Genomic DNA, 22,520 nt, shown 5'->3' with positions numbered 1-22,520 from the left:
AAGGCTAACCAACTCATTCCTATAAGATTAATTAATGCAGGCCGAATTCCGCCATTAATTGCTGACGCAGCGCAACAAAATCAAGACTACTGCGCACACGCGGACGAGGCAGCGCCACCTCGATAGTCCGGATCGGGTCTCCCTTCATTTTTGGCAAGATAACGACCCGGTCAGCCAGGTAAATCGCCTCCTCCAGATCGTGGGTCACCAGCACCATCGTGATTTTTTCAACCTCATGAATTCGCGCCAGCTCCTCCTGCATGGTGATTTTGGTCATCGCATCCAGCGCCCCCAAGGGCTCATCCAGCAGCAGAATCTCAGGCTGGATGGTCAGCGCACGCGCGATCCCGACACGTTGGGCCATACCACCCGAGAGCTGCTTTGGCAGCGCCTGCTCACAATGACTCAAGCCCACCAGCTCAATAGCTTCTTTGGCACGCTCGCGCGCCTTCTTGCGGGGAACGCCCTGTACATCGAGACTAAAGCTGACGTTTTCCAATACCGTTAGCCAAGGCAACAGGCGCGGCTCTTGGAAAATAACCGCCCGTTCGCGGCTCATACCGTGAATCTCCTGACCATCAATCACCACATCACCACCGTCCGGTGTCTCCAGTCCCGCCAGAATACGCAGCAGTGTGGTTTTCCCGCAGCCGCTGGGGCCGACGATGGCGCTGCTCTGACCGCTATCAATCTGTAAATTGAGGTCACGGAAGACATCAAACGGTTTCCCTTCAAGGGAAAAGGTCTTACGTAAGCGACGAATGGAAATATCGCCGCGCTGAGCCTGAGCGGTTGTTGTCATTATGCACCTTCCGTTTTCAGCAAAATGGTTGACGCTTTCAACTGACCTTTTTGTATCACGCCATCGCGCTCGAGAATATCCAGCCAGAACTGCACATCATGCGGTTCTGCGAGGCCACCTTTGCGCACGCCATAACCGGTAAAGTACTGCGCCACTTCTGGATTTTCACCGCGCTCCTTGAGGATTTTCGCCATGATTTCACGGACTTTTTCCGGGTTATCACGGGCATAATCCAGTGCTCGTGCAGACTCTACGACGAAGATACGTGCGGCATCCGGGTGCTTTTTCACGAAATCAGCGCGCAGCACCGTAAAGCCACCGGCAATCGGGCCAAGCACGTCGGCGTCGTTGAAGATAGGTCGCAAGCCGCCGTGGCTGCGTGCTGCGCCTTCAAAGGTTGTCTGCCAGTAGCCAAACGCAGCCACATCGACCTGACCTGAACGCAGCGTCTGCTCAAGCTGTGGGCCCGGTACCGCAACAGGTTTGGCGGCATTTTCCGGCAGGTTTACCTGATGCAGCGCTTCTCGTAGGGTGTAATCCAGATGCGCCCCCAGCGTGTTGACGGCTACCGTTTTACCGACTAAATCTTTGACAGATTTAATCGGGCTATCTTCCTTCACGTAGAAGATTGATTTGGTGGTCTCGTTGATGCCATTAGTCGGATACGCCGCCACAAAGTCGTTACCGTTGGCGATGGAGTTAATCACCGCAGGCGTGGCCGCCGAACCGATATCAATACTGTTTGAAGCCAGTGCAAATAACGATTCCGGGCCGCCGCTGGCATAACCGGCATTCTTAATCGATACGCCAGTACCTTTGAAATAACCCAGCGCGTCCGCTAATTCATGGGCGGAGATACCGCCGTAACTCGCCATATAGCGCATCGTGACCTCATCCTGAGCTCGCACGGATGCGCTGGTGCCAAAGAGGATAAGTGCCGCAGCCCACACAAATTTAATCTGTTTTTTCATTATAAAAGTCCTGTTTGGCGATATTAAAAAACGCAAAATAATGTACAAAAGAATTAATGATCACGCGTATTCCAGCGACACAGACGGCGCTGTAAAAACACCAGAATGGCGTTCGCTAATAACCCGGCAAAAGCCAGCAGGAATATGGCGGCGAACATCATCGGGATCTGGAAGTTATATTGCGCATTGATAACCCGGAAGCCGATTCCCTGATTGGCGCCGATCATTTCTGCGGCAATCAGCAGCAATAAAGCCGTGGTCGCCGACAGGCGCAGGCCGACAAAAATAGACGGTACAGACGCAGGTACAATCACGCGGTAGAACAGCGTCAGGCGTCCGGCACCAAAGGTTTTCGCCATCTCCAAGAGTTTAGAATCAACCTCTTTTACTCCACTGATGGTCGACAGCAGAATCGGGAACAGTGCCGCCCAGAAAATCACGAACACTTTCGAGGTTTCCCCCAGCCCCAACAACAGAATAAAGATCGGGTAAAGCGCCAACGCTGAAGTCTGGCGGAAGAGCTGAAGAATCGGATCCAGCGCCTGCTCTAGCGGGCGAATTTGTCCCATAAACAGTCCCAGCGGGATCCCCACCACGATCGCGGCGAAGAAGGCCAGTCCGGCTCGCTGCAGGCTGATGGTGATATCCCCCAACAGTGCGCCCTGGGTTATCCCATTCCACAGCGCAGTGAAGATTTTATCCAGCGGCGGGATCACCGCCGCATTCATCCATCCTGCACTGCTGGCAATTTGCCAACCGGCGAAAAACAGCACCAGCAGGCCGTAGCGAGCAATCAATGACACGCTGCGTTGATACCACACCTTGTAAGCAGGCGTTGCCGGGCGACGGGCCTTCAGGCGAATTCGGGTCGTGGAATAGAACATAGAGCCTCCTCAAGCCACTTTGGCGTTGCGCACGGCGCTGTAGCGGTTGCTGGCAAACGGCAACCCCAGATTTTCGCGCAGCGTTTTGCCTTCATACTGGGTGCGGAACAGTCCACGTTTTTGCAGAATCGGCACCACCAGCTCGATAAAATCATCCAGTCCACCCGGCAGCCACGGCGGCAGCACGTTGAAACCATCTGCGGCTTCATTCTCAAACCATTCCTGCAAAGTATCCGCAACCTGCTCGGCGCTGCCCACCACGGTGAAGTGCCCACGCGCGGTTGCAACCCATTGATAAAGCTCACGGATAGTAAAGTTATTTTCATCGGCGATCTGGCGGATCAGTTCCGGGCGCGACTTCATCCCCTCGGTGACCGGCAGCGGTGGCAGCGGGCCGTCTGGATCGAATTTACCCAGGTCGATCCCGCCCCCGGCGAGGCCGTTTAGCAGGGCAATACCGTCAGCTTCAACAATCAGCGAGGTCAGTTTGTGATACTTCTCTTTCGCCTCTTCCTCAGTACGACCGATAAACGGCGCCACACCCGGCATGATCAACACATGATCGGGATTGCGGCCAACGGCGCGAGCGCGATTTTTAATATCACGATAGAAATCCTGCGCGGTTTCCAGATGCTGATGCGAGGTGAAAATGACCTCGGCGGTGGCCGCCGCCAGCGCGCGTCCGCTTTCGGATTGTCCCGCCTGGACGATTACCGGCTGGCCTTGCGGCGAACGAGGCACGTTCAACGGGCCACGGACTTTAAAGAATTTGCCGACGTGGTTGGTGTCGTGCACCTTATCCCGGTCAAAGAATTGCCCAGAAGCTTTGTCACGCAGGAATGCGTCGTCTTCAAAGCTATCCCACAGTTTTTTCACCACTTCCACATGCTCTTTCGCACGCTGATAGCGGTACTCGTGTGGGTGCTGAGTGTCGAGGTTGAAGTTGTGGGCTGCCGCTTCAGTGGCGGTCGTCACCACATTCCAGCCCGCACGACCACCGGAGATTAAGTCCAGCGAGGCGAATTTGCGCGCCAGGTTGTAGGGTTCTTCATAAGTGGTGGAAGCGGTGGCGATAAAGCCAATATTTTGCGTCAGCGGCGCCAGCGCAGAGAACAGGGTGACGGGTTCAAAGCCTGCCACTTTCGCCGTGCCGCCGTCGGTGACGCCAGAGGCCGGGATCGCCAGACCATCGGCGAGGAAGTAAGCATCAAATAAGCCACGTTCAGCGGTCTGCGCTAACTGCTTATGGAATTCGAAACTGGTTGCGCCATCAGCGGGCTGATCGGGATGGCGCCAGGCCGCAATATGCTGGCCGCCGCCGGGAAGAAAGGCACCTAACTTGATTTGTCTGCTCATTCTGGTTTGCTCCTGATTCATGGCCGGGGTTTGGGCTTGAATCAAGATAGCCAGAATGAGTGCTCATTCTGAAATAACAAATATTGAGTACGTTATTTACATTTTCGCAATAAGAAATCTGAGTGCTTACAACAATCAGTTATTAGCTATCGGTTTTTGCCTCGTCGTGAGGCATTCTGGTTTGCGCCTGTTCACGTTGCCAGCCCGGTAATTCCGCCAGCGTTATCCCCTTCGGTACAACGCGATGCTTCAGGCAGGCCACACGCTGAGAGCGGTAAATGCTGGTGTACCCGGAGACCAGATAGGCGACCACGCAGCCCATCGCCGCATAAATGCCGATATCCGCCCCAAACAGTTCAATCGCCATCAACGTTGAGGCAATGGGTGTATTGGCGGCTCCAGCAAACACCGCGACAAAACCGATCCCGGCGAGAAAGGCAAACGGCAGATGCAAAAGCGGCGCCAGCGCATTGCCGAGCGTTGCGCCAATGTAAAACAGCGGCGTCACTTCGCCGCCCTTAAAGCCGCTACCCAGCGACATTACGGTAAATGCCAGCTTACCGAGAAAATCCCACGGCGCTAGCGGCTGCTGGAAAGCATCGACAATCACCGGAATACCCAGACCAATGTAGCGGTCAGCATGCAGCAGGTAGACTGCGACCGCGATAATCACCCCACCAATAAATGGACGCAGTGGTGCATAGGCGATATGTGTTTTCATCATGCCGCCAATCAGGTGTGTCACATCGGCAAAAACGCGGGCCGCCAGGCCAAAACAGCAGCCTGCAATAATGACCGCCGCCAGTGTCCAGAGAGACATCTGCGGGATAAGCGACATCGCATAGTGGGTGTGATGCACGCCCCACATCAACCCCACCTGATCGGCGACAATTGCGGCTAGCAGGCAGGGAAAAATGGCCGTGTAGTGCATCCGGCCTATCGTCATCACTTCAAGGCCGAAAATCGCCCCCGCCAGCGGCGTACCAAATACCGAAGAAAATCCCGCGCTAACGCCTGCCATCAATACCATCCGCCGCGCGTCATCGTTGAGTTTCAGTACCGAGGTAAATTGATCCGCGATTGAGGCTCCCATTTGTACCGCAGTGCCTTCGCGTCCAACCGATGCGCCAAACAGATGAGAAATCACCGTGCCGATAAACACCAGCGGCGCCATCCGCAGCCCAATAACCTTCGCAGGGCTGTGAACCTGTTCAAGGATCAGGTTATTCCCCGCTTCCACTGACCGACCAAAACGTAAGTAAACCCAACCCACGACAAAACCGGCAAACGGCAACAGCCAGATAAGCCAATGATGTTGAATACGGGAAGCGGTCGCCCAATCGAGCGAGAAGAGAAATAGCGCTGAGGCCGAGCCACCCAGAACGGCAATGACCAGTGCCAGCAGCAACCATTGCAACAGGAAGAAAAGCGAATTTTTACGAGCGAAGTGTTCAAAGTGCATTGACGCATCCTTAGATGAATTAATCATCCTGGACGCGATAGAGGTGTGCCTGTTCATTCCCGGTCCAGGAATAGAAACAGGCATCATCAGCCACACGGCGGTTCAAGGGGGAATGCCATCCCCTGCGCAAATATATTAGCATGCGAATTATTTGAGCAAAATACTTTACGATTTGAATGTTTCTAGCGGGAACGGTCTGTCCTGTACCACCGTTTTCATCACCAGCGTCGAGCGTAGATGCTGTACGCCAGGCATAGCAGAAAGCTTCTGATCGTAGAGTTTCTGGAAGGAGGAAAGATCGCGGGTGACCACCTGCATTAAATAATCCGGATCGCCAAATAGGCGCTGAGCAAGCACGATCTGCGGGATCTCTTCTACCGCCTCTTCAAAGGCGCTCACCGCTTTTTTATCCCCCTCTTTTAAGGTGGCAAACACCAGCGCGACGAAGTTAAAGCCCATCTTTCCCGGGTCGAGGTTAGCGCGATAGCCCGTAATGACCCCTTCTTGCTCCAGTGCCCGTAAACGTCGGTGGCATGGTGAAAGGCTTAAATTTACTCGCTCAGCCAACTCAGTAATCGATAAACGGCCATCCGCTTGTAGTTCAGCAAGAATTTTTCGATCAATGCTATCCATTTGGAAGATTCTCTCTCTAATCGGAATTTTTCAGCATAACATTGAAAACTCATTGCGCTGAAATCCCGATATTCTTTCGTTAACGGGTTCTGTGATAACACAATGAAAAATAACGGAGTATACGGGTAATGGAAATGAGTCTGGTGGCCGGGTTCTGGCTGGTTTCTTTTTTGTTGATTATGACGCCAGGGGCGGATTGGGCCTACACCATCAGCGCAGGGATCCATGGCCGTGCAATCTTACCTGCGGTAGCGGGGCTAATATCAGGGCATCTATTGGCAACTATTGTGGTGGTCGCAGGGGTGGGCGTGCTGATCGCTGGGCATCCACTGGCGTTGTCAGCCATTACGCTACTGGGTGCGCTGTATTTATTGTGGCTTGGTATCTCACTGCTACGCCATCCGGCGACCGTCTCCAGCACTCGCCCACAAAGCGGTGGCTGGAATCAGTGGGCGTTGAAAGGTTTATGTATTAGCGGGCTGAATCCAAAGGTATTTTTATTGTTCCTGGCTTTATTACCACAGTTCACAGACCCGCACGGTCAATGGTCGATGCCCATGCAGATGTCAGCGCTGGGACTGATGCACTTAATCACCTGTACATTAATCTACTTACTGGTTGGCTACGGTTCACGCGCACTACTGGCGAGCCGTCCACAGGCGGCAAGGGTTGTCAGCCGAGTCTCTGGTGGTTTGATGGTCGCGATTGCTGCACTGCTGCTGCTTGAACAAATTCGCTAAAGGGGAATTGCGCCAGCTGAGCTGGCGCAAGGATTCAGGCTCGGATATCGTCGTACTCGCGAGTGTTATCAAACTCGTGTTTAGCAAACGGGCATAGCGGGATGATTTTGCGCTGTTCCTCACGCATCTTCGCCACCACTTTTGCAACCAGTTTTTTGCCGACACCCTGCCCTTTTAGACTCTCATCAACATCGGTGTGTTCAATAATGCTGAGATGTTCACCGGTAGGGACATAGACAATCTCTGCCACCTGGTTACCATCAGCGTCATTGACGTAAAATTTGTTATGACCTTCCAGAATTTCCACATGCCCTCACTTAGTCATGATGACGGTATTTAAGTGCCCCACTCGGGCAGGTATCAATAACGCGAACCACCGTGGCGACGTCAACTTCATCCGGAATAATCCATGGTTTGCGCTTCAGGTTGAACAGCTTTCCGCTGCCACGAACGCAGTTTCCGGAGTGCTGGCACATTGCCGTATTGAAGTAGACATCAATCTTCTCTCCGGTGTAGACGCGATAACCTGCGTCCTGTAGTTCCTTATCCATGACATTGCCTCTATTTTTTATATACGTTCGAGACTAATCATAGACCTGCCGACAGTGAAAATCGTTAATCATTTAACGACGACTTCGCTACGAATACGATTCTGAAACTCGGTTGACTGAGCGGACAACTTCTGCAATTTATCCGTCAACTGCGCTAACACCCGTGGGCCATCAGAGGAGCGGCCATAAACATAGTCAAAATACACTGTGCAGTCGGCAATTTTACACAGTTTGGCGTAATCGTCCTGTAGATGCGGGAAGTAGATGAAGATCAAGGCTTTGATCTTTGAGTGGAGATGGGTGTTATCGCCGTTGATGCTGGCCTGCGTACCCCGGTATTGCGCATCCTGCTTTTTCTTTATCTTTGCCAGGAAGAAATGAATGCTGGCTATCCGCTGCGTGTGCCACTCAATTTCCATTGCCAGTAACTCTTCATATTTTTGAAGTATTTTCTGATGTTTTTCCTCTTTGCGCTTTAACTCAAACTCATTGAGCATCTTTTTTTCTATTTTCATTTCGGTACGCATGATGAGAAACCATCCACCACCCAATATCGCAAAGCAGAGGATGAGAAGTAATATTATCAGCACAGCACTATCCATACACGAACCCCTTCAATAAGGTATTGATAATTGTCGTCGGGTAAGAGCGACACAACGGGGCGGGAATATTAAATAATGATTGTCAGATACGGAATACAAGCGAAGGGAGACTTATCTGGCACAACGATGAGAACCCCCGGCCAGCGTCACCGAGGGGTTTCATCAAAGGGTCTATAGATTAGAAGGAATATGCAACACCTACACGGAAACGGGTCTGGCGGTCATCACGATCGTTAACGCCTACGTTACCCACTTCGCCGTACGGCGCCCAGTTTTTGTCGATTTTGTACGCCACTTTCACGTTATATTCCTGGGAGTATGGCTTGTTATTGTTACGCTTCGTGCCTTCTGAACTACGGGCATAAACGTAGTTCAGCTCAGTACGCCAGTCACCAAACACGTAACCCGCCCAGGCGTCGCCACGGTTAACTTTATCATCGTCTTTGTTAGCATTTGACGGATAACGGGTGTAGTCATAGCGATAACGTGCTGCGACATAGAAGCCGCTGTCGAAGCTATATTGCACGCGCAAATTTGGCTTATAGATAGAACGGCTGTCGTTACTTTCAATATTAAAGCCCGGCTGCACCGAGAAATTCTTATTGAATTTGTACTGATAGCTAATCGATTCTTCGTGACCATTACCAATAAAATCGGCATACGGTTTATCCGTATTATCGCCGCCAGATTTCCATTTCGCTTCGACTGAGAAACCAAAGCCGTTCGCAAAGCGGTGGGAAACCGAGACACGGTCGGCGTTAGTTTTATCTGTCTTGCCACCATCAATAAACTCGTGACGTAAATCGACAGTTACTGCGGATGCAGCAAAAGACGCGCCGCATAAAGCCATCATGACCAGAGATTTCTTGAACATTCAATAACCCTCAATTGGAACCATGTTTCATTTTTATGAAACTGAATTTTATTTTTTTAAGAGGATTGTTTTAGTGATCGAGATCGTAAAGATTTATTTCAAAGTCATAGGAAGTGAAAGGGCGTGATCGGGTTCAATGAATTGGCTCTTGACGGATGGAAAATAAAGATTCAGATCACAACAAAGACTAATTTACAGTAAGCTTACATAACTTTAATAAAATTAATTACGTGATAAAAATCAAATGAATACATTAAATTAATGACGGGGATTACTTATCCATACACAATAGTAAACACCTGAAACAATATCATTCTAAAGAATTAACCTACGAATAAATTCGCATTTGAAACATATTTTCATCATTCATCAATAGCAAATTTGCAACTTTCAACATTCATTTTCTGACGTCGCCTGATTAGGTCAGACACAGCGTTACACCACCATCCAGCATTCTGCACAATTCAAATATCTCGTAGATGAATTTTTATTGGCGATGGTGCGGTGCCGGGATCTCATCAAGCAAATGCAAGCATTTACCGTGGTGACGCTTAGCCCAACTATCGCGATAGGCCTGGCGGACTATCCAAACATTGAGGTGATTTGCCGGGAGGAAAATTGTTTAAACATTTACTGGTTACCAGGGGAATAACCTTGACCGAAGCCGTCGGGCGCATTAACGCCGACCTCTATTTCATGGACGTCACGGGTGTGCACCATGCGCCGGATTGACTACAGGAAGTTTTGAAGAGGCAGGCGTAAAGCGCTTACTGAGCCAAAGAGCATCCAAAACGATTGTCATGGTTTCGAAGGAGAAGATTAACGCAGCATCCTCGTTTGCCATTGGGGATTGAGTCTGGTGAGTGCCTTGGTTGTGAAGGGAACTGGGTAAACCGCTGCTAGATGCATTGACGAGCCATCGCGTTTCCATCATTACGGCTTAAATGTTTTGCCGGTATTGCATGATTGGCTTAATGCCAATTCAACTGGCGAGAGAAACAAAGGATAAATTTTAGGAATTATTGTAATTCATTAAACTCTTTATTTTACAGCAAGTTAAAGTGACCCGGGTAAATTGCACTCTGAATAGATTGTGACTTGTGAATAATCTACTACCCTTAAGTTGTTAGATGGAAATATTTTCTACAATCCTCAGTGCTAATGCAGTTAATATTTAGACATATATATTCAAATTATAGAACCATAAAATCCACAGGGTTAATAACGTTACGATGGGAACAATCTAATTATTTAAATTCACGCCTAACCTCTGCACGTGAAATACCATATTTACGGCAGAACTCCGGATTAATTTATTAGGACATTTTAAATGACTCATACTTACGATCCTTCAGAACAACCCCATCTCAGAACCGAAAATCCAGACACATACCTCTCAGTTCCTGCGCCAACGAGCGGCAGTGCGGTCTCATGGGGTGCCATATTTGCCGGCGCCGTAGCGGCAGCATCTTTAGCAATGATATTACTCATGCTGGGCACCGGGCTAGGGCTATCCTCCATCTCCCCGTGGGAAGATCATGGGCTAAGCGCGGGTACGATAGGCATCGCAACAATAGCGTGGCTAACGTTTACCCAAATTATCGCCTCCGGTATGGGTGGATATTTAGCCGGGCGTCTGCGGACCAAATGGGTGGATACTCACGTTGATGAGGTCTACTTCCGCGATACCGCACACGGCTTTCTCACATGGGCTGTGGCGGCGCTGATCTCAGCCGTTCTTCTGACCACCACTTTAGGATCGATCGTCAGCGGTGGCGCAAAAGCCGTGGGCGCCGTAGGCTCTGTTGCGGCTGGAGCATCTGCCCTCTCCGTTGCCGGTGCGGCGAAGGGATCATCTGAAGTATCCAATGAGTCTATGGGTTACTTTATCAATGCCCTGTTCCGAAAAACCAACGCCGTGGATGCCCAATCAACTATTACCGTTCCACCTGCACAAGCAGTCTCTCCTGCTCAACTTGGCGAGGTGACGGGAATTTTCGTTAATAGCATCGGTTCGGGCTCGCTTCCTCCCGATGATCTTCGCTATATCGCTCAATTAGTTTCACAAAATACCGGGCTCAATCAGGCTGAAGCCGAGCAGCGAGTACAAGGTATTTACGCAAAAGTTCAGTCCAAACTGGAAGAGGCCAAAAAGACCGCCAAAGAGGCCGCTGACACTGCACGTAAAACGACGAGTTATGTCACGCTCTGGACATTTATTTCATTGTTGATTGGTGCTTTCGTTGCCAGTCTGTGTGCGACCTTCGGTGGCCGCCAGCGTGATTTATAACCGTTAATTTATAACCAGACTGGAGAAGAAGAATGCGCTCATTATTACTATTCTTTCTTGGGGTTCCGATCCCGATTATTATTCTGATTGCGTTGTTTGTTCATTAGCGTTTAGCCGTTAATCGCGATGCTCATCAAATGGAACAATCGGTTAAGTTAAACGACAAGAAGAATAAATGCCCTGACTGGGGCATTTATTCTTTTGTGGGCCGATCTGGTCAATCCCCTACCCGCTAAGAACCAGGAGGATTCAATGATCACGTTATGCAAAACCTGTGGGACATCCTATGCGGTAACCGGCCCGCCCCCTGAGCAATGTGATATCTGCGAAGACGAACGCCAGTATGTCCCCGCGGCTGGGCAACAATGGAGCAATTTTGATGCCCTTTGCGCTACGCACAGCAATAAGTGGGAACAGCACGACAGCGTTCTCCTGAGTATTCGCACCATCCCTGATTTTGCGATTAATCAGCGCGCGTTTCTTCTACTGACTCCAGAGGGAAATATTCTCTGGGACTGTATTGCCACGCTCGATGATGCCACGAAAACGCTCATCAGTTCCCTCGGTGGGCTTAAAGCCATTGCAATATCGCATCCTCATTACTACACCACCATGCAAGATTGGGCCGAAGAATTTAACGCTCCTATTTACCTTCATGCCAGTGACAGCGAGTGGGTAATGCGCGACAGCCGCTGGATTCACTTCTGGGAAGGCGACGCGCTTGAGCTCACTCGTGACATCAAAGTGATACACCTCGGCGGGCACTTTGCCGGCGGCTGCGTACTGCACTGGGCGCGAGATGAAGGCGTGGTACTTTCTGGCGATATTATTCAGGTGACTCCTGGCGCGCATGCCGTCTCTTTTATGTGGAGCTACCCGAACATGCTGCCACTGCCAGCCACGACCGTCAGCGATATTACCCAACGCCTGAGTACGGTGAAATTTAAGAAGCTCTACGGCGCGTTTGAAGGAAAAGATATTACACAAAATGCCGATGAAATCGTGCGACGTTCAGGCGAAAAATATATTTCTTGCCTCAGACAAGGTGGTCAAACATAGCCTCTTTAATTTCGACCATTGTACTTCCCCGCGCATTTTTAAAATATTTGACAACTTGAATTGAACGGACAAAAATACACACTCGTTAATTTTAATTTCTGAAGTAACTATTTCCCTCGCAAGGATATTCAATGCGCCACGCTCTTTTTCTCATTATCCCTTTATTAAGCGCCTGTAGTGTCAGTTTTATGAAATTTGATAATGACCCACTCGTACAAGCAACTTACGCATCTGACGCAACAAAAAAATCGGTTATCGCTGCCGGTGGTAAACCTGACAGCGAAGTTAATATTCCAGAAATCAACGGTGTTTGCGTTAACTACACGCTAAAAAAAGAGGCAGAGACAATGCCTTTTTACGTAGCGTTTGATAAGAATGGAAATCGCAAACAATATGGCTATATCTCCTGCCAACAGGCGAGAGCCAAAGGAGTATTTAGTCAGTAAATCTGATTAGAAAATCATTCCTCTTCTCTATGTTATTATCAGAAGAGGAATATAAATTCCTTTTTAATTAGTAACCTGCAGCCTTATTAGCTGCTTTAATACGGTTATTTCTTGCGTCTTTTTCTTGTTTATCTTGTGCTTGCATTATTCCATTTGCCGCATCCAACCAATCCGTTGCGGTACAACCGGATAAACCTACGCTCAACATAAGCGCAAATACATACTTCATTTTAGCTCCATTATCTTAATGCGGTATAAATAACGTCCGTGTAAAACGTACTGTATTCGACGCTGTGGCGGTTAATTTAACAAATAATTTCATCCCGAGCAAGGCGCGGAGCTTACCTATTGTTTTATATTAATAATTTTAATTTAATTCGCAGGGTAGTAATAGCGTTTAAAATTATATACCAGGAATGTTATTCTGAATAAAAAAGACAGTGTAAGTGCTTACAGTACGAACGATTAAATCGTATCATTATGAATATTAAAATAATCCACCTTTCTTAATTATCATACAAAGGATTGTTATGAATCATAATCAAAGAGAAACATCGTGCGCAGGCCTTCGATTCAACTCAAATCTGGATACCGAGTTGCATGGATATAAGTGGGCGCGCGACAAAGTCGGTCAATCTGGCGCGGCAATCTATCGATTGTATGATAAGACCGATGCACCGGAATTGTATCTAAAGCATGGTACAGATACCGAGGCCGATGACATTACAGATGAAATGATCAGACTTAACTGGTTGCAGGCTTTTATACCGGTACCGAACATCATGTATTTTACCCGTACCCCCAATGACGCGCAGCTACTCACAACCGCAATATCTGGGAAAACAGCTTTCCAGATGCTAGAAGAGTCACCTGATGCCCAAATAGAAATTGTTGATGCCCTGGCAACCTTCCTGCGCCGCTTACATGCGATTGCTGTCTCTAGCTGCCCTTTTAACAGCAATCACATATTTCGCCTCGCATTGGCGCAAAAGCGAATGAATGACGGCTTGGTTGACGCCGATGATTTTGATGATGAGCGTAAAGGCTTGTCTGCGGAACAGGTCTGGAAAGAAATGCACACCCTTTTGCCTCTCTCTTCAGATCCCGTGGTCACTCATGGTGACTTCTCACTTGATAATCTTATTTTTGATAAAGGTGAATTGGCGGGTTGCATTGATGTTGGGCGAGTTGGCATCGCAGATCGATACCAGGATCTTGCTATCCTCTGGAACTGTCTCGGTGAGTTTTCACCTTCATTACAGAAACGATTCTTGCAAAAATATGGCATGACTTATCCCGATATGAATAAGTTGCAGTTTCATTTAATGCTTGATGAATTTTTCTAAATTAAGGGGGAGCACTGCAACTTAATGGCAAATCTGAGGCCCCCCCCTTTTCTCACCAGAACAAAACCGAAGCTGAACGCCTATATCTTATTTTACCGGCGCCCCTGTACCCTTCAGGAATTTTCGCCTGACTCAATAGCCTTCGCGCGTTGCCAGGCTGGCGTGCTTTTTAACCGCAGTGCGTAACGACGGATATTGGGGAAACGGTCCCCGGCGTTCAGTTGGTCAATCGCGGTACTGACAACGAAGCCCAGCATAAAATCGGCACCACTCAACGTATCACCTTGAATAAATTCACGTGACGCCAGCATTTGGTCCAGAAAACCGAACACTTTATCAAATTCACTATTCGCGTAATTTTCGAGGAAATTCAGTTGGGTTCCGGTACTTTTTTCAATCCCACCAAACACTTTCAACAAGACTGGCAGCATGGCAGAACTTTCGGCGAAATGGATCCACTGTAGGTAATCGATATATTCCAAAGAGTCAGTGGCAGGCGCTAAATGTGGGGCATATCGTGAAATTAACACCTCCACAATGGCACCAGATTCTGCAATAACTTTTCCATCTAACTCAATCACTGGCGACTTGCCTAGCGGATGAATCGTTTTCAGCGACGGTGGCGCGAGATGTGTTTTAGCGTCACGCTGATACTTAACAAGTTGATAATCGATACCCGCCTCTTCCAGTAACCAGAGGATACGCATTGAACGAGAGTCGTTGAGATGATGCAGTGTTAAAGCCATTTTGTGTTCCCTTAGTTTTAGTGATCGGCGTGCTGGTATGGGATGGAAATACAGGTAGGTTTCGAATTAAGTATGCACTGAGATGCAAGGATTTGCTCACCACTTCAACAAAGTGAGTCATCAGGCGGGGATAAGCGAGTCAAAAAATGGAATACGTAATGCCGAATGGGTTGGAATTTAGTAAGTTTTAAAACAGGGGAAAGTATTGGAGCGGGCGAAGGGAAATCACCCCCGCTCCAAAGTTCTCGTAATCCCATGGATTTATTAACAAAAACGTGATGCATTGTAGGAGGTTTTTGTAGGAGGAACTACAACGTTTTGCAAACCGCTTCACTCCAGAACGCTGATAAGTTTTAGCGCGTCATTTCTGACAGAATCTTGTATTCGCTCAGAGTCAGCGATCAACGCCAAAGCCTCAATACTTAAACCATCCCTGATCACTTTTCGCGCTTTACTGAGACGGCTCCGGCAACTTTTCTCTGTATAACCCTCACGTGAGTGCATTTGCTCAATGATATAAGCGCTTGGTAAATTTGAATCGGCAAAATGATGGTAGTAGTTTACGAAGCACTCCATCCCAATAGCCTTAAGGAGGCTGACCAGGGTAACACTACTCGTTATCTTCTCTGGTTGATTCAAAACCTCTTCCATAGGTTCGGGTGGAAGGGTTTGCATAGCCGCTTCATTGACTGAAGCCGAACTCCTGACAATCAAGTCTTCTTTGATGGAACTAACTCGGGGATCAGTAAGAATCGCGCCCTTGAGGTTAACGATATGTGCGTTAACGTGGTCACTATGCCGTGCATAATCTCGTATTACTTCATGTGGGATTTTGTAAGCATCAAGAATGTTGTAAGTCTCATCGAAAATAACCGCGATTAAATAATCAAAATCGGCTGCCTCATAGTTACGCAAGGCACTAAGCTGCCGGGAAGGATTATCCGGCGTAACTCTCCTAGCTTTGATCTGCACTTTCAGGCCATCAGCATCAATGGCATCAGCGCCCGCCGACGAATTACTGAGAAGAGTCATACCCAGTGCTTTAGAAACCAGCCATTCAGCATAGTCACCAACAGGATTATTCTTGGTGCGAATGACACCTCTAAAACGCAACTGCGTTAAAATTTCGGAATGAAGTGACAGTAACTCAAGATTATTCAGCGCATTTAGCCAATCATATGATATTAAATGATTATTGTTCAAAACACTCTCCACTACCGAAGTGAAATGCCACTGTAACGCCTACGTAACGCACCTGGATTTTGATGTTTTGTCGACTCTTATAGAAGAGTAAGACTGATTCATAGGTGTCTCACCTTTTGCCAAAGAAGACTGTTCATTAATACAGCATCCAGAATTCATAAACTTACACTTACTTCACTTTCTCAGTTTGCCCCACCGCACTGCCGAAACAATGCCCCAGTTGCCACTGGCATTGGGCCTACGCCACTTTGCGGTCTCCATGCTACGTAGATACTCAAGTGCTTCGGAAAACGTGCCAAAACGCTTCTGAGCCGCTTTATCACCTACGCCAAACGAACCATCGCGACTACTCGCAAGTCCAGGATTAAAGCACGAGCCATCGGCCGCGTATGGAACCAACAGTTCCGGGTCGTCATCTTTAGATGAGTCAGACGCTAATAACTGCCATGGCTCAACACTCAGAGCGTTAGCCAGCACCTCAATCGCATCAAGAGACGCGTTGGAGCCACCACGTTCAATACGACTCATATAACTACGAGCAAACCCACACCGATCAGCAAAGGCTTCCTGGCTCATTCCGGTGGCAATGCGCAGTTCTTTTACCCGCTCGCCAAACTGTATTCTCAAGGTCTTTTTCATGCACTGAATGTGCAGTTTTGACCACTGTAAGGCCACGCTCCATATGAGACATTTTGAATCTAAAAGCTCTATTTGTGAGCACAATCTCCCTCGCAAGAAGCCTGTATCACTACACCAAATAGATTCAAAATGAATACCAATAGTGACAAATAAAATCAAAACCGTATGATGGTCATCACTGGTTAAGTGTCTCCAGCACTCACTACAAGCTGTGATGTTGTTTGGCAAATGAGGGAATCATGACGGAATCAGGCTTTATATTACCGATGGCAGCGGGAGCCGTGCTTAGCTGGGCCAGTTACAGCATAGTTGCTCACGTTTCAATAAAACGGCAGATCAGCAGCATACGAGCAATATCATGGGGCATTTTGGGAACTCTCGCTTTGGTGCTGGGAGTGTGTGCGTTTTCTGCTGTGAGTGCAGAACACACAACAGAAAAGCAAGGTGCTTCTTGCTCAGATAATACACCGGAATGCTATGCAAAAGCGCACCACAACCCCGTCAGACAGTGCAAGCAGGTAATGGACAATAAAGCGACGTTTCGCCATGTGTGGCAGGAAAGTGAAGCTCAACCGGTTTTCGGAACTTACTTATGGCACGACGAGAAAAAGAAAACGATTCAAGCATTTGGACAACAGGCTAAGGCTATTAACAGTCTTGGGATGCAAACACCGCTTCAGTATTTTTGTGTTTTCAACGCCAATACCGGGGAAGTAATCGCAGCTTCATTTGAATAAATTAAGCAACCTGCTCATAATATTTCGAACCACTTTTCCGGAAAAACAATATCATTTAAGGGGTTGATAGTCTCTATTGATGCCGAAGGCCAAAGACATTTGGCCTCATCAACTTTCGGATAGGGATCTATCAAAATTACCTTTTTCAAATTTGAGCCACTTTCCCTCAATAGATTCAGCAAAGCATTATCATACGCATTAAAAGAAAAACCAAAAACAATTAAGACTTTGCTATTGGCTAAGGCATTCCTAGCAAATGTCCAAACATCTAGTAATTCAAGCGGAGGTTCTTTTTCAGGAGCAGGGGGAACAATTAAAGCTTTCCCTGTCCTGCCAGGTTTGCCGCTGGTGTATTTATTATATTTGTCCCACGATAAAGAGCCATGTAATTTAGCCAGCAGGATCTCACCAGTAACTCTCACATCTGCATTTTGCCAAGGAAATTGTGGATTTCTTCCTCTTCCCACTAAAATTTCATTTTTTATACCATAATTAAATCCAGAGCAACCTAGGATATACTCGACAATATTATCATAATTACAAGTAATGATATTTTTTAAACCAGCCAGCTCTAGCTCATTAAATAAATTACGTAAAAAAACTATCCTTTCATTTTGTTTCACAATTTTTTCATCGAACATAGCAGCAGAATATCCACCACGAATCCTAGTAATGAATGGTTCAGTTAACCTTCTATTAACATACCAAACAACTCTGCTCCTACGGTGAGAAGATTTATTAATACACCAATAAACAAAATTTTCGTATGTTGCTTCCGGATTTTTTTGTATCCAGACAGACCAATCCTCCTTAATTAGATAGAGCTTTTTCTCTTCTGAGGCAGTAAGGTAAGAGATATTAAAATCAAAAAGCTGACTTACCAGTGGCAAATCGAAAGCCCATTTAGAAAAACCGGCCCCCAAAAATATAGAAATCATGTTACAACAACCTTTTATTACTAATCATGTCCCATAAATCTTGACGTTCATATTCTGATAAAGATTCAATCAATTGAATAGCAACAGCATTCACATCATTACTCAAATTATTGTTGAAGATAATACTTTCCAACCTTAAACATATATCTGGAATGTATCTCATTATATTACATATATGCTCCGCCACATGCTCATAACAATCATCCAATGCAACCTTCACTGAAAATATCATTTTGATTAACTGGACATCATTAAGCAAAGACAATTTTTTTATTATATATTGGTAGCGAAAATCACTTTTTTCCTTCGGGAAATATAAACTTAATCTATAACCAGCATCAGCAACAATTCTGTCATCATAAAGAAGGGAAAGAAAAGTATCTAATAGTTCATCCCATGCAGTATGAGATGAGATGGTGCTTAAATTTTGAAATGAATTTTTCTCTTTCTTTTGATTCGATTGAGGCATGGTTAAGTAAGAAAATTTAATAAAATCTTTCTTAATCCTTGTTAATTCAGCGCTATCAATAAGGGTTTGCAAGCTGTCAGAGTCTAATAAGTGTTCTTGAACCGAAAGATTAATTACCCATGGCCCTTTATTGGTAAGCCTGTCCTTAGCTATATCGCTCAAATTAACCCAAACACCTTTTTCATCCTCAGGATCATAGACGACACCTATTATAGGTAAAGTGCATCTAGACCAATATTCAAAATGAGCTTTATCACTTTTGAAAGAATAACGACCTGAACTCGTTTTAAAACTTTTCCCTGTTTTTATTTGAACTCCTATCATTGCTCCTGTAGCAATATTGCCCACTTGAGGCTCAATAAACGCATCTATACCAACATCAAAAATCCTAACTGGACGGTAAATTACTTCTTGTTTGCTACATAGATATTGTAAAAACGCTGAACCTAGCTCGCCAATGTGGGATTCAGAAGTTACTCTTGTCATAAAAACCACCTAGCAACATTTAATTTTTTAATAATTACCTCTACAAACCTCACATTCACTTTGGTCTCTTTTCTCATTAGTCGTTCTATATGAAGCTCCATAATGATAAAAGTTCTTGGCCTGACCACATTTTGGACATAGCTTAAGAAATTCTCCATTTAGAATCCCACATAGATTGGTTACCCTCAGTCCTCTACCTTCATTTTCATTTGAAGAGTCATAACCATTCACCTTTGTTGGCATCCCAGACAAATCAAAAAACCTATAATTACCAGTTATATAAAAATCTGTTAATTGAGTTATCGAAAAAGAATCATTTCCGTTCGAAATTAATATTTCGCTATCTAATCTCACAGGAAGAACAAGCGACATTTACACCCCCTATAATGATTACTACGCTCTTATCTCATTATGACGATCATGAGCTACTCAGAAAATCTACAACACCTTATAAATGACATCAATCTCATCCTTCTCATTCTGTGACACTCTGCTCTCGTTTAAAGACATGATAGACGCTATAGTCGCTCTAGAAACGCCATATTCTCGTGCTAACGCACTGACACTGGTTCCGCTATACTTTTTCTCTACAATCGCGTCACGGGCTTCAGGCGCTATTTTCGACGGTCTTCCCAGCTTCTTGCCTTCGGCTTTTGCTCGTGACAGCCCCGCCTGAGTGCGTTCAATTAGCAAGTCACGCTCCATCTCCGCAACTGCTGCCAGCATCGACAACAGAAGCTTACCGGCAGCAGAGGTGAGATCAGTTGTGCCAAGCTGGTGGACAATGACTTTGATATTACGCTCAGCCAGCGCCTTTGTCGTTTGCAGGACGTCAATCGCATCACGCCCCAGACGATCGAGTTTCGCTACCACCAACGTTTCACCATCACGGATTTTATTGAGCATTTCAGAAAACGCTTTACGTTGCATTGCCGGAACCTTCCCGCTAACAACATCAGCGAACCAGTAATCAATTTGCCACCCAGCCTGCCCAAGTTCCAGCCGTTGGTTCTCAGTATCCTGTTGCGATGTCGAAACACGCCCGTAGCCAAAAATCGCCATAGTCATCTCCTCATCCGGCCCCTGCCAGAAAACGAGGCCAACATTAGGATGGCCTGCCAGAAAAGCCAAGGCTAATTTTCCAACAGTATGAAAGCACGCGATTGGAAGGTGTCGGAAAACGGTCGTTTTTTGGCGCTTAAACTACGTGTAAACCTGTTAGGCTGAATCCATCACTTCATAAGGACACAGGAAATGATCAAAGACGCTATATTTTCACCGTGTAGAAAGTATCGCTACTCGTTATCACGGATCTGGGACGCATCAAAACCATATACCCTTTTCATTGGGCTAAACCCTTCATACGCCGATGTTGAGAACGATGATCAAACATTGAGCCGTTGCATATCGTTTGCCAAGAGCTGGGGCTACGGTGGTGTCTATATGGCCAACCTTTTTGCTTTCGTTCATACCGACCGCTTTGAGATGATGAAAGCAGCCGACCCTATTGGAGCCGACAACGACAGCCACTTAATGCGACTTATCGACGGAGCAGGCCTTATCGTTGCTGCATGGGGAAACGAAGGCAGACACCTTAAACGCTCAATGGCCATCCGTCAGCTATTACCAGCGAGCGCAATGTGCTTCGTCTTAAACGCCACAGGTGAGCCAAGGCATCCTTTATATATGAAAAATGACAGTGTTCTCATACCTTTAAACCAATGACGATGAGTGCTTTCAAAAACTGAACGCAGTCCCATGAAAAATAAGGTTTTTATAAGAAAATCGTTGTGCTACCTTGCTCAAAACACACTCAAATTCCCCCATCAGCTAATGACCCTATGGGCGTTTTTGAGGTTTCGTTCAATAAGGTCGCACTATGAAAAGTCGAAAATGCAAAGCTACCGAAGCAGACCGCAAATCCTTTAAGGTTTCAGCCGGGATCGACTGGCTGGACATAAAAGTCAGTTTATCCAAACGGACCCAGCATCGCTTCATCCAAGACGAACTACATAAACTCACTGGATTAAAACTCTGGGTTGAACCCTGCGGCCTACGTATCTCAAAGTTGACATCATGCGAACTCCGTCCCGGTAACAACATTAAACCGTGGGTAAAGCCCATGATAAGCAACACTAACGATGTGTTTCGGATTCGCTTCCGCGATCTACTGGTAAAACATTGCGGGAAGCTGGAAACGGCACTCAAATCACTGCAAAACCGTTTCCCCTTTGTGCATGAGCCGCAAATCGTGGGAGTCGAAGTTTTCTGCGATTTCAGGCATAAGCAACGGTCAGTATCAGCGACAAGAGCAATGACCTATCGGCTTCAGACAAGCCTATTTAGTAACGGAACCCGACCAAGGCAATTCAATCCCACTTCGTGGAAAAACGTCTACCTTTTCCCCGGAACACGTATCACTCCATATCGAAACTTCAGGACAGGTAACAAGTGGGACAACATCTCGTGGCAGGTCTACCACAAACGCACTGACAACGGTCAGAAACTACCTGTAGAAGAGCAACGCGCTCGTGTTGAAGTCACGTTAAAAGGTGCTGCGCTCACTCACTACTCTCTTCACCGTCTTAGCGACATGCAGCGCTTTCGATTTGAAACCCTCACTCACCTGTTCAAATTTCGCAAACCAATTGAACCTGAAATGATGGCTAACGGTGATATGTTCCGGGTTACCGCTATCAATGCGGTTCGTAAGGTGAACGATGCTACAGCCGAACGCGGATTGCATTCTTTCGATAATATCGGCCGTAGGGATAAACGTAGCTGGATGATGGTCAACGGTGATAAGCGCCTGCGTAAAGAAAGCTCTCATCTGGCGGTTGTTAACGATCTGCAAAACTCCGTCAAAGGTGCTTTACGCCGTCTCAACGTTTGAGCCGCGGCCCGTTCCCCTATTCCAAAAAAAAGTGACAATCAGCAAGAAAGAAGCCGCATTCCTGCTGGTCTGGATGCAGTTCTCTTAATAACTATATATATAGCAACTCAACTATTAGCTTACATACCGTAGTTATCACTGTTTGTTGGTTGCTGTTCCTTTCAATCAAACACGAACCAAACATTGTTAACCTTCAACGTGTTCGCGGTGCAAATGCAGCCAAATAAGCTGGGCGCGAAAAAGTGGAGGTCCTAGGTTTGGAAGCCCCCCTCTTAGGCATTGCGTTCAAAAACTTCGGGGGTTGCAAAATCATCCTTATACTTGCAGATAAACATTGTTGAAAAATTCTCTCCCACATAGTTCAATTAGCTACTTAGGAATTTTCTGATCGTC

26 protein-coding genes, 1 pseudogene and 1 riboswitch are annotated in these 22,520 nt (G+C 46.9%); of the genes and pseudogenes, 9 read left to right on the top strand and 18 right to left on the bottom strand.

The window, feature by feature from the left end; translation table 11 throughout:
- Nucleotides 1-31 precede the first annotated feature (31 nt).
- The 6 genes from U0026_RS04570 to U0026_RS04545 form a co-directional block, all read right to left on the bottom strand.
- A complete protein-coding gene (locus U0026_RS04570) occupies nucleotides 32-802 on the bottom strand; it encodes an ABC transporter ATP-binding protein (protein ID WP_062773191.1) in 771 nt (256 codons plus the stop codon).
- Nucleotides 802-1,773 (bottom strand): ABC transporter substrate-binding protein, encoded by a 972-nt coding sequence (locus U0026_RS04565; RefSeq protein WP_062773188.1) that lies wholly within the window; start codon nucleotides 1,771-1,773, stop codon nucleotides 802-804. Before U0026_RS04565 ends, U0026_RS04570 begins: the two co-directional genes overlap by 1 nt.
- A 53-nt stretch (nucleotides 1,774-1,826) precedes the next feature.
- Nucleotides 1,827-2,657: an ABC transporter permease gene (locus U0026_RS04560; RefSeq protein ID WP_082806297.1), complete on the bottom strand. Its 831-nt coding sequence runs from the start codon at nucleotides 2,655-2,657 to the stop codon at nucleotides 1,827-1,829.
- A 9-nt stretch (nucleotides 2,658-2,666) separates the two neighbouring features.
- Nucleotides 2,667-4,013, bottom strand: a complete 1,347-nt coding sequence (locus tag U0026_RS04555; protein ID WP_062773185.1) for an LLM class flavin-dependent oxidoreductase — start codon at nucleotides 4,011-4,013, stop codon at nucleotides 2,667-2,669.
- Nucleotides 4,014-4,155: 142 nt separating this feature from the next.
- The gene (locus U0026_RS04550) at nucleotides 4,156-5,475 is read right to left on the bottom strand and encodes a voltage-gated chloride channel family protein (protein WP_062773182.1); all 1,320 of its coding nucleotides are present in this window, start codon (nucleotides 5,473-5,475) and stop codon (nucleotides 4,156-4,158) included.
- 70 nt (nucleotides 5,476-5,545) lie between these two features.
- Nucleotides 5,546-5,607: riboswitch (Fluoride riboswitch) on the bottom strand.
- A gap of 33 nt (nucleotides 5,608-5,640) precedes the next feature.
- The gene (locus U0026_RS04545) at nucleotides 5,641-6,108 is read right to left on the bottom strand and encodes an Lrp/AsnC family transcriptional regulator (RefSeq protein ID WP_062773179.1); all 468 of its coding nucleotides are present in this window, start codon (nucleotides 6,106-6,108) and stop codon (nucleotides 5,641-5,643) included.
- A gap of 128 nt (nucleotides 6,109-6,236) precedes the next feature.
- Here U0026_RS04545 and U0026_RS04540 point away from each other — a divergent pair, with 128 nt between their 5' ends.
- A complete protein-coding gene (locus U0026_RS04540; protein ID WP_062773177.1) occupies nucleotides 6,237-6,848 on the top strand; it encodes a LysE family translocator in 612 nt (203 codons plus the stop codon).
- A gap of 34 nt (nucleotides 6,849-6,882) precedes the next feature.
- Here the strand turns inward: U0026_RS04540 and U0026_RS04535 are convergent, their stop codons facing one another.
- The 4 genes from U0026_RS04535 to U0026_RS04520 all read right to left on the bottom strand — a co-directional run bounded on the left by U0026_RS04535 (nucleotide 6,883) and on the right by U0026_RS04520 (nucleotide 8,875).
- On the bottom strand, nucleotides 6,883-7,155 hold the full coding sequence (locus tag U0026_RS04535; protein WP_062773174.1) for a GNAT family N-acetyltransferase: 273 nt from the start codon (nucleotides 7,153-7,155) through the stop codon (nucleotides 6,883-6,885).
- Between the two features lie 10 nt (nucleotides 7,156-7,165).
- Nucleotides 7,166-7,399 carry a 4Fe-4S mono-cluster protein YjdI gene (gene yjdI, locus U0026_RS04530; protein WP_062773171.1) on the bottom strand — a complete coding sequence of 78 codons (234 nt, stop codon included), beginning with the start codon at nucleotides 7,397-7,399 and terminating at the stop codon, nucleotides 7,166-7,168.
- Nucleotides 7,400-7,467: 68 nt separating this feature from the next.
- On the bottom strand, nucleotides 7,468-8,001 hold the full coding sequence (locus U0026_RS04525; protein ID WP_062773168.1) for a hypothetical protein: 534 nt from the start codon (nucleotides 7,999-8,001) through the stop codon (nucleotides 7,468-7,470).
- 178 nt (nucleotides 8,002-8,179) lie between these two features.
- Nucleotides 8,180-8,875 carry a porin gene (locus U0026_RS04520; protein WP_062773165.1) on the bottom strand — a complete coding sequence of 232 codons (696 nt, stop codon included), beginning with the start codon at nucleotides 8,873-8,875 and terminating at the stop codon, nucleotides 8,180-8,182.
- 538 nt (nucleotides 8,876-9,413) lie between these two features.
- Here U0026_RS04520 and U0026_RS04515 point away from each other — a divergent pair.
- The 4 genes and pseudogenes from U0026_RS04515 to U0026_RS04500 all read left to right on the top strand — a co-directional run.
- Nucleotides 9,414-9,767 (top strand): annotated as a pseudogene (locus U0026_RS04515) (DeoR/GlpR family DNA-binding transcription regulator); the annotation flags it as partial.
- 438 nt (nucleotides 9,768-10,205) lie between these two features.
- On the top strand, nucleotides 10,206-11,165 hold the full coding sequence (locus U0026_RS04510) for a hypothetical protein (protein ID WP_062773162.1): 960 nt from the start codon (nucleotides 10,206-10,208) through the stop codon (nucleotides 11,163-11,165).
- Between the two features lie 252 nt (nucleotides 11,166-11,417).
- Nucleotides 11,418-12,224, top strand: coding sequence for an MBL fold metallo-hydrolase (locus tag U0026_RS04505; RefSeq protein WP_062773159.1), 807 nt, complete (start codon nucleotides 11,418-11,420; stop codon nucleotides 12,222-12,224).
- A 131-nt stretch (nucleotides 12,225-12,355) separates the two neighbouring features.
- On the top strand, nucleotides 12,356-12,670 hold the full coding sequence (locus U0026_RS04500; protein ID WP_062773156.1) for a hypothetical protein: 315 nt from the start codon (nucleotides 12,356-12,358) through the stop codon (nucleotides 12,668-12,670).
- Between the two features lie 67 nt (nucleotides 12,671-12,737).
- Here the strand turns inward: U0026_RS04500 and U0026_RS04495 are convergent, their stop codons facing one another.
- Entirely contained in the window at nucleotides 12,738-12,899 is a 162-nt protein-coding gene (locus U0026_RS04495) for a hypothetical protein (RefSeq protein ID WP_164717432.1), read from the bottom strand.
- Nucleotides 12,900-13,200: 301 nt separating this feature from the next.
- Here U0026_RS04495 and U0026_RS04490 point away from each other — a divergent pair, with 301 nt between their 5' ends.
- On the top strand, nucleotides 13,201-14,016 hold the full coding sequence (locus tag U0026_RS04490) for an APH(3')-I family aminoglycoside O-phosphotransferase (protein ID WP_062773153.1): 816 nt from the start codon (nucleotides 13,201-13,203) through the stop codon (nucleotides 14,014-14,016).
- Nucleotides 14,017-14,129: 113 nt separating this feature from the next.
- Here the strand turns inward: U0026_RS04490 and U0026_RS04485 are convergent, their stop codons facing one another.
- From U0026_RS04485 to U0026_RS04475, 3 genes are all read right to left on the bottom strand, one after another.
- Nucleotides 14,130-14,762, bottom strand: coding sequence for a glutathione S-transferase family protein (locus U0026_RS04485; protein WP_062773150.1), 633 nt, complete (start codon nucleotides 14,760-14,762; stop codon nucleotides 14,130-14,132).
- Nucleotides 14,763-15,092: 330 nt separating this feature from the next.
- The gene (locus U0026_RS04480; RefSeq protein ID WP_045783876.1) at nucleotides 15,093-15,965 is read right to left on the bottom strand and encodes a DUF6998 domain-containing protein; all 873 of its coding nucleotides are present in this window, start codon (nucleotides 15,963-15,965) and stop codon (nucleotides 15,093-15,095) included.
- 174 nt (nucleotides 15,966-16,139) lie between these two features.
- Nucleotides 16,140-16,604: a helix-turn-helix domain-containing protein gene (locus tag U0026_RS04475; protein ID WP_045784723.1), complete on the bottom strand. Its 465-nt coding sequence runs from the start codon at nucleotides 16,602-16,604 to the stop codon at nucleotides 16,140-16,142.
- Between the two features lie 239 nt (nucleotides 16,605-16,843).
- Here U0026_RS04475 and U0026_RS04470 point away from each other — a divergent pair, with 239 nt between their 5' ends.
- Nucleotides 16,844-17,341 (top strand): hypothetical protein, encoded by a 498-nt coding sequence (locus tag U0026_RS04470; protein WP_045783877.1) that lies wholly within the window; start codon nucleotides 16,844-16,846, stop codon nucleotides 17,339-17,341.
- A gap of 14 nt (nucleotides 17,342-17,355) precedes the next feature.
- Here the strand turns inward: U0026_RS04470 and U0026_RS04465 are convergent, their stop codons facing one another.
- From U0026_RS04465 to U0026_RS04450, 4 genes are all read right to left on the bottom strand, one after another.
- Nucleotides 17,356-18,279, bottom strand: a complete 924-nt coding sequence (locus tag U0026_RS04465) for an SIR2 family protein (RefSeq protein ID WP_062773147.1) — start codon at nucleotides 18,277-18,279, stop codon at nucleotides 17,356-17,358.
- A gap of 1 nt (nucleotide 18,280) precedes the next feature.
- The gene (locus U0026_RS04460; RefSeq protein WP_062773144.1) at nucleotides 18,281-19,234 is read right to left on the bottom strand and encodes a DUF4365 domain-containing protein; all 954 of its coding nucleotides are present in this window, start codon (nucleotides 19,232-19,234) and stop codon (nucleotides 18,281-18,283) included.
- Between the two features lie 27 nt (nucleotides 19,235-19,261).
- Nucleotides 19,262-19,606 (bottom strand): hypothetical protein, encoded by a 345-nt coding sequence (locus U0026_RS04455; protein WP_126440979.1) that lies wholly within the window; start codon nucleotides 19,604-19,606, stop codon nucleotides 19,262-19,264.
- A gap of 66 nt (nucleotides 19,607-19,672) precedes the next feature.
- Complete coding sequence (locus tag U0026_RS04450; RefSeq protein ID WP_241974048.1) at nucleotides 19,673-20,296, bottom strand: recombinase family protein; 624 nt, start codon at nucleotides 20,294-20,296, stop codon at nucleotides 19,673-19,675.
- Between the two features lie 192 nt (nucleotides 20,297-20,488).
- On the opposite strand from U0026_RS04450, the gene U0026_RS04445 reads away from it, so the two are divergent.
- Nucleotides 20,489-20,959 (top strand): DUF1643 domain-containing protein, encoded by a 471-nt coding sequence (locus U0026_RS04445; protein ID WP_062773141.1) that lies wholly within the window; start codon nucleotides 20,489-20,491, stop codon nucleotides 20,957-20,959.
- A gap of 154 nt (nucleotides 20,960-21,113) precedes the next feature.
- Nucleotides 21,114-22,127 carry a hypothetical protein gene (locus tag U0026_RS04440; RefSeq protein WP_062773138.1) on the top strand — a complete coding sequence of 338 codons (1,014 nt, stop codon included), beginning with the start codon at nucleotides 21,114-21,116 and terminating at the stop codon, nucleotides 22,125-22,127.
- The last annotated feature ends 393 nt before the right edge of the window (nucleotides 22,128-22,520 follow it).

The organism is Kluyvera intermedia (genome assembly GCF_034424175.1).
GTDB classification, from domain to species: Bacteria; Pseudomonadota; Gammaproteobacteria; order Enterobacterales; family Enterobacteriaceae; genus Kluyvera; species Kluyvera intermedia.
Note: the sequence above shows the minus strand (reverse complement) of the source record. Positions and strands in the feature narration are given on the sequence as shown.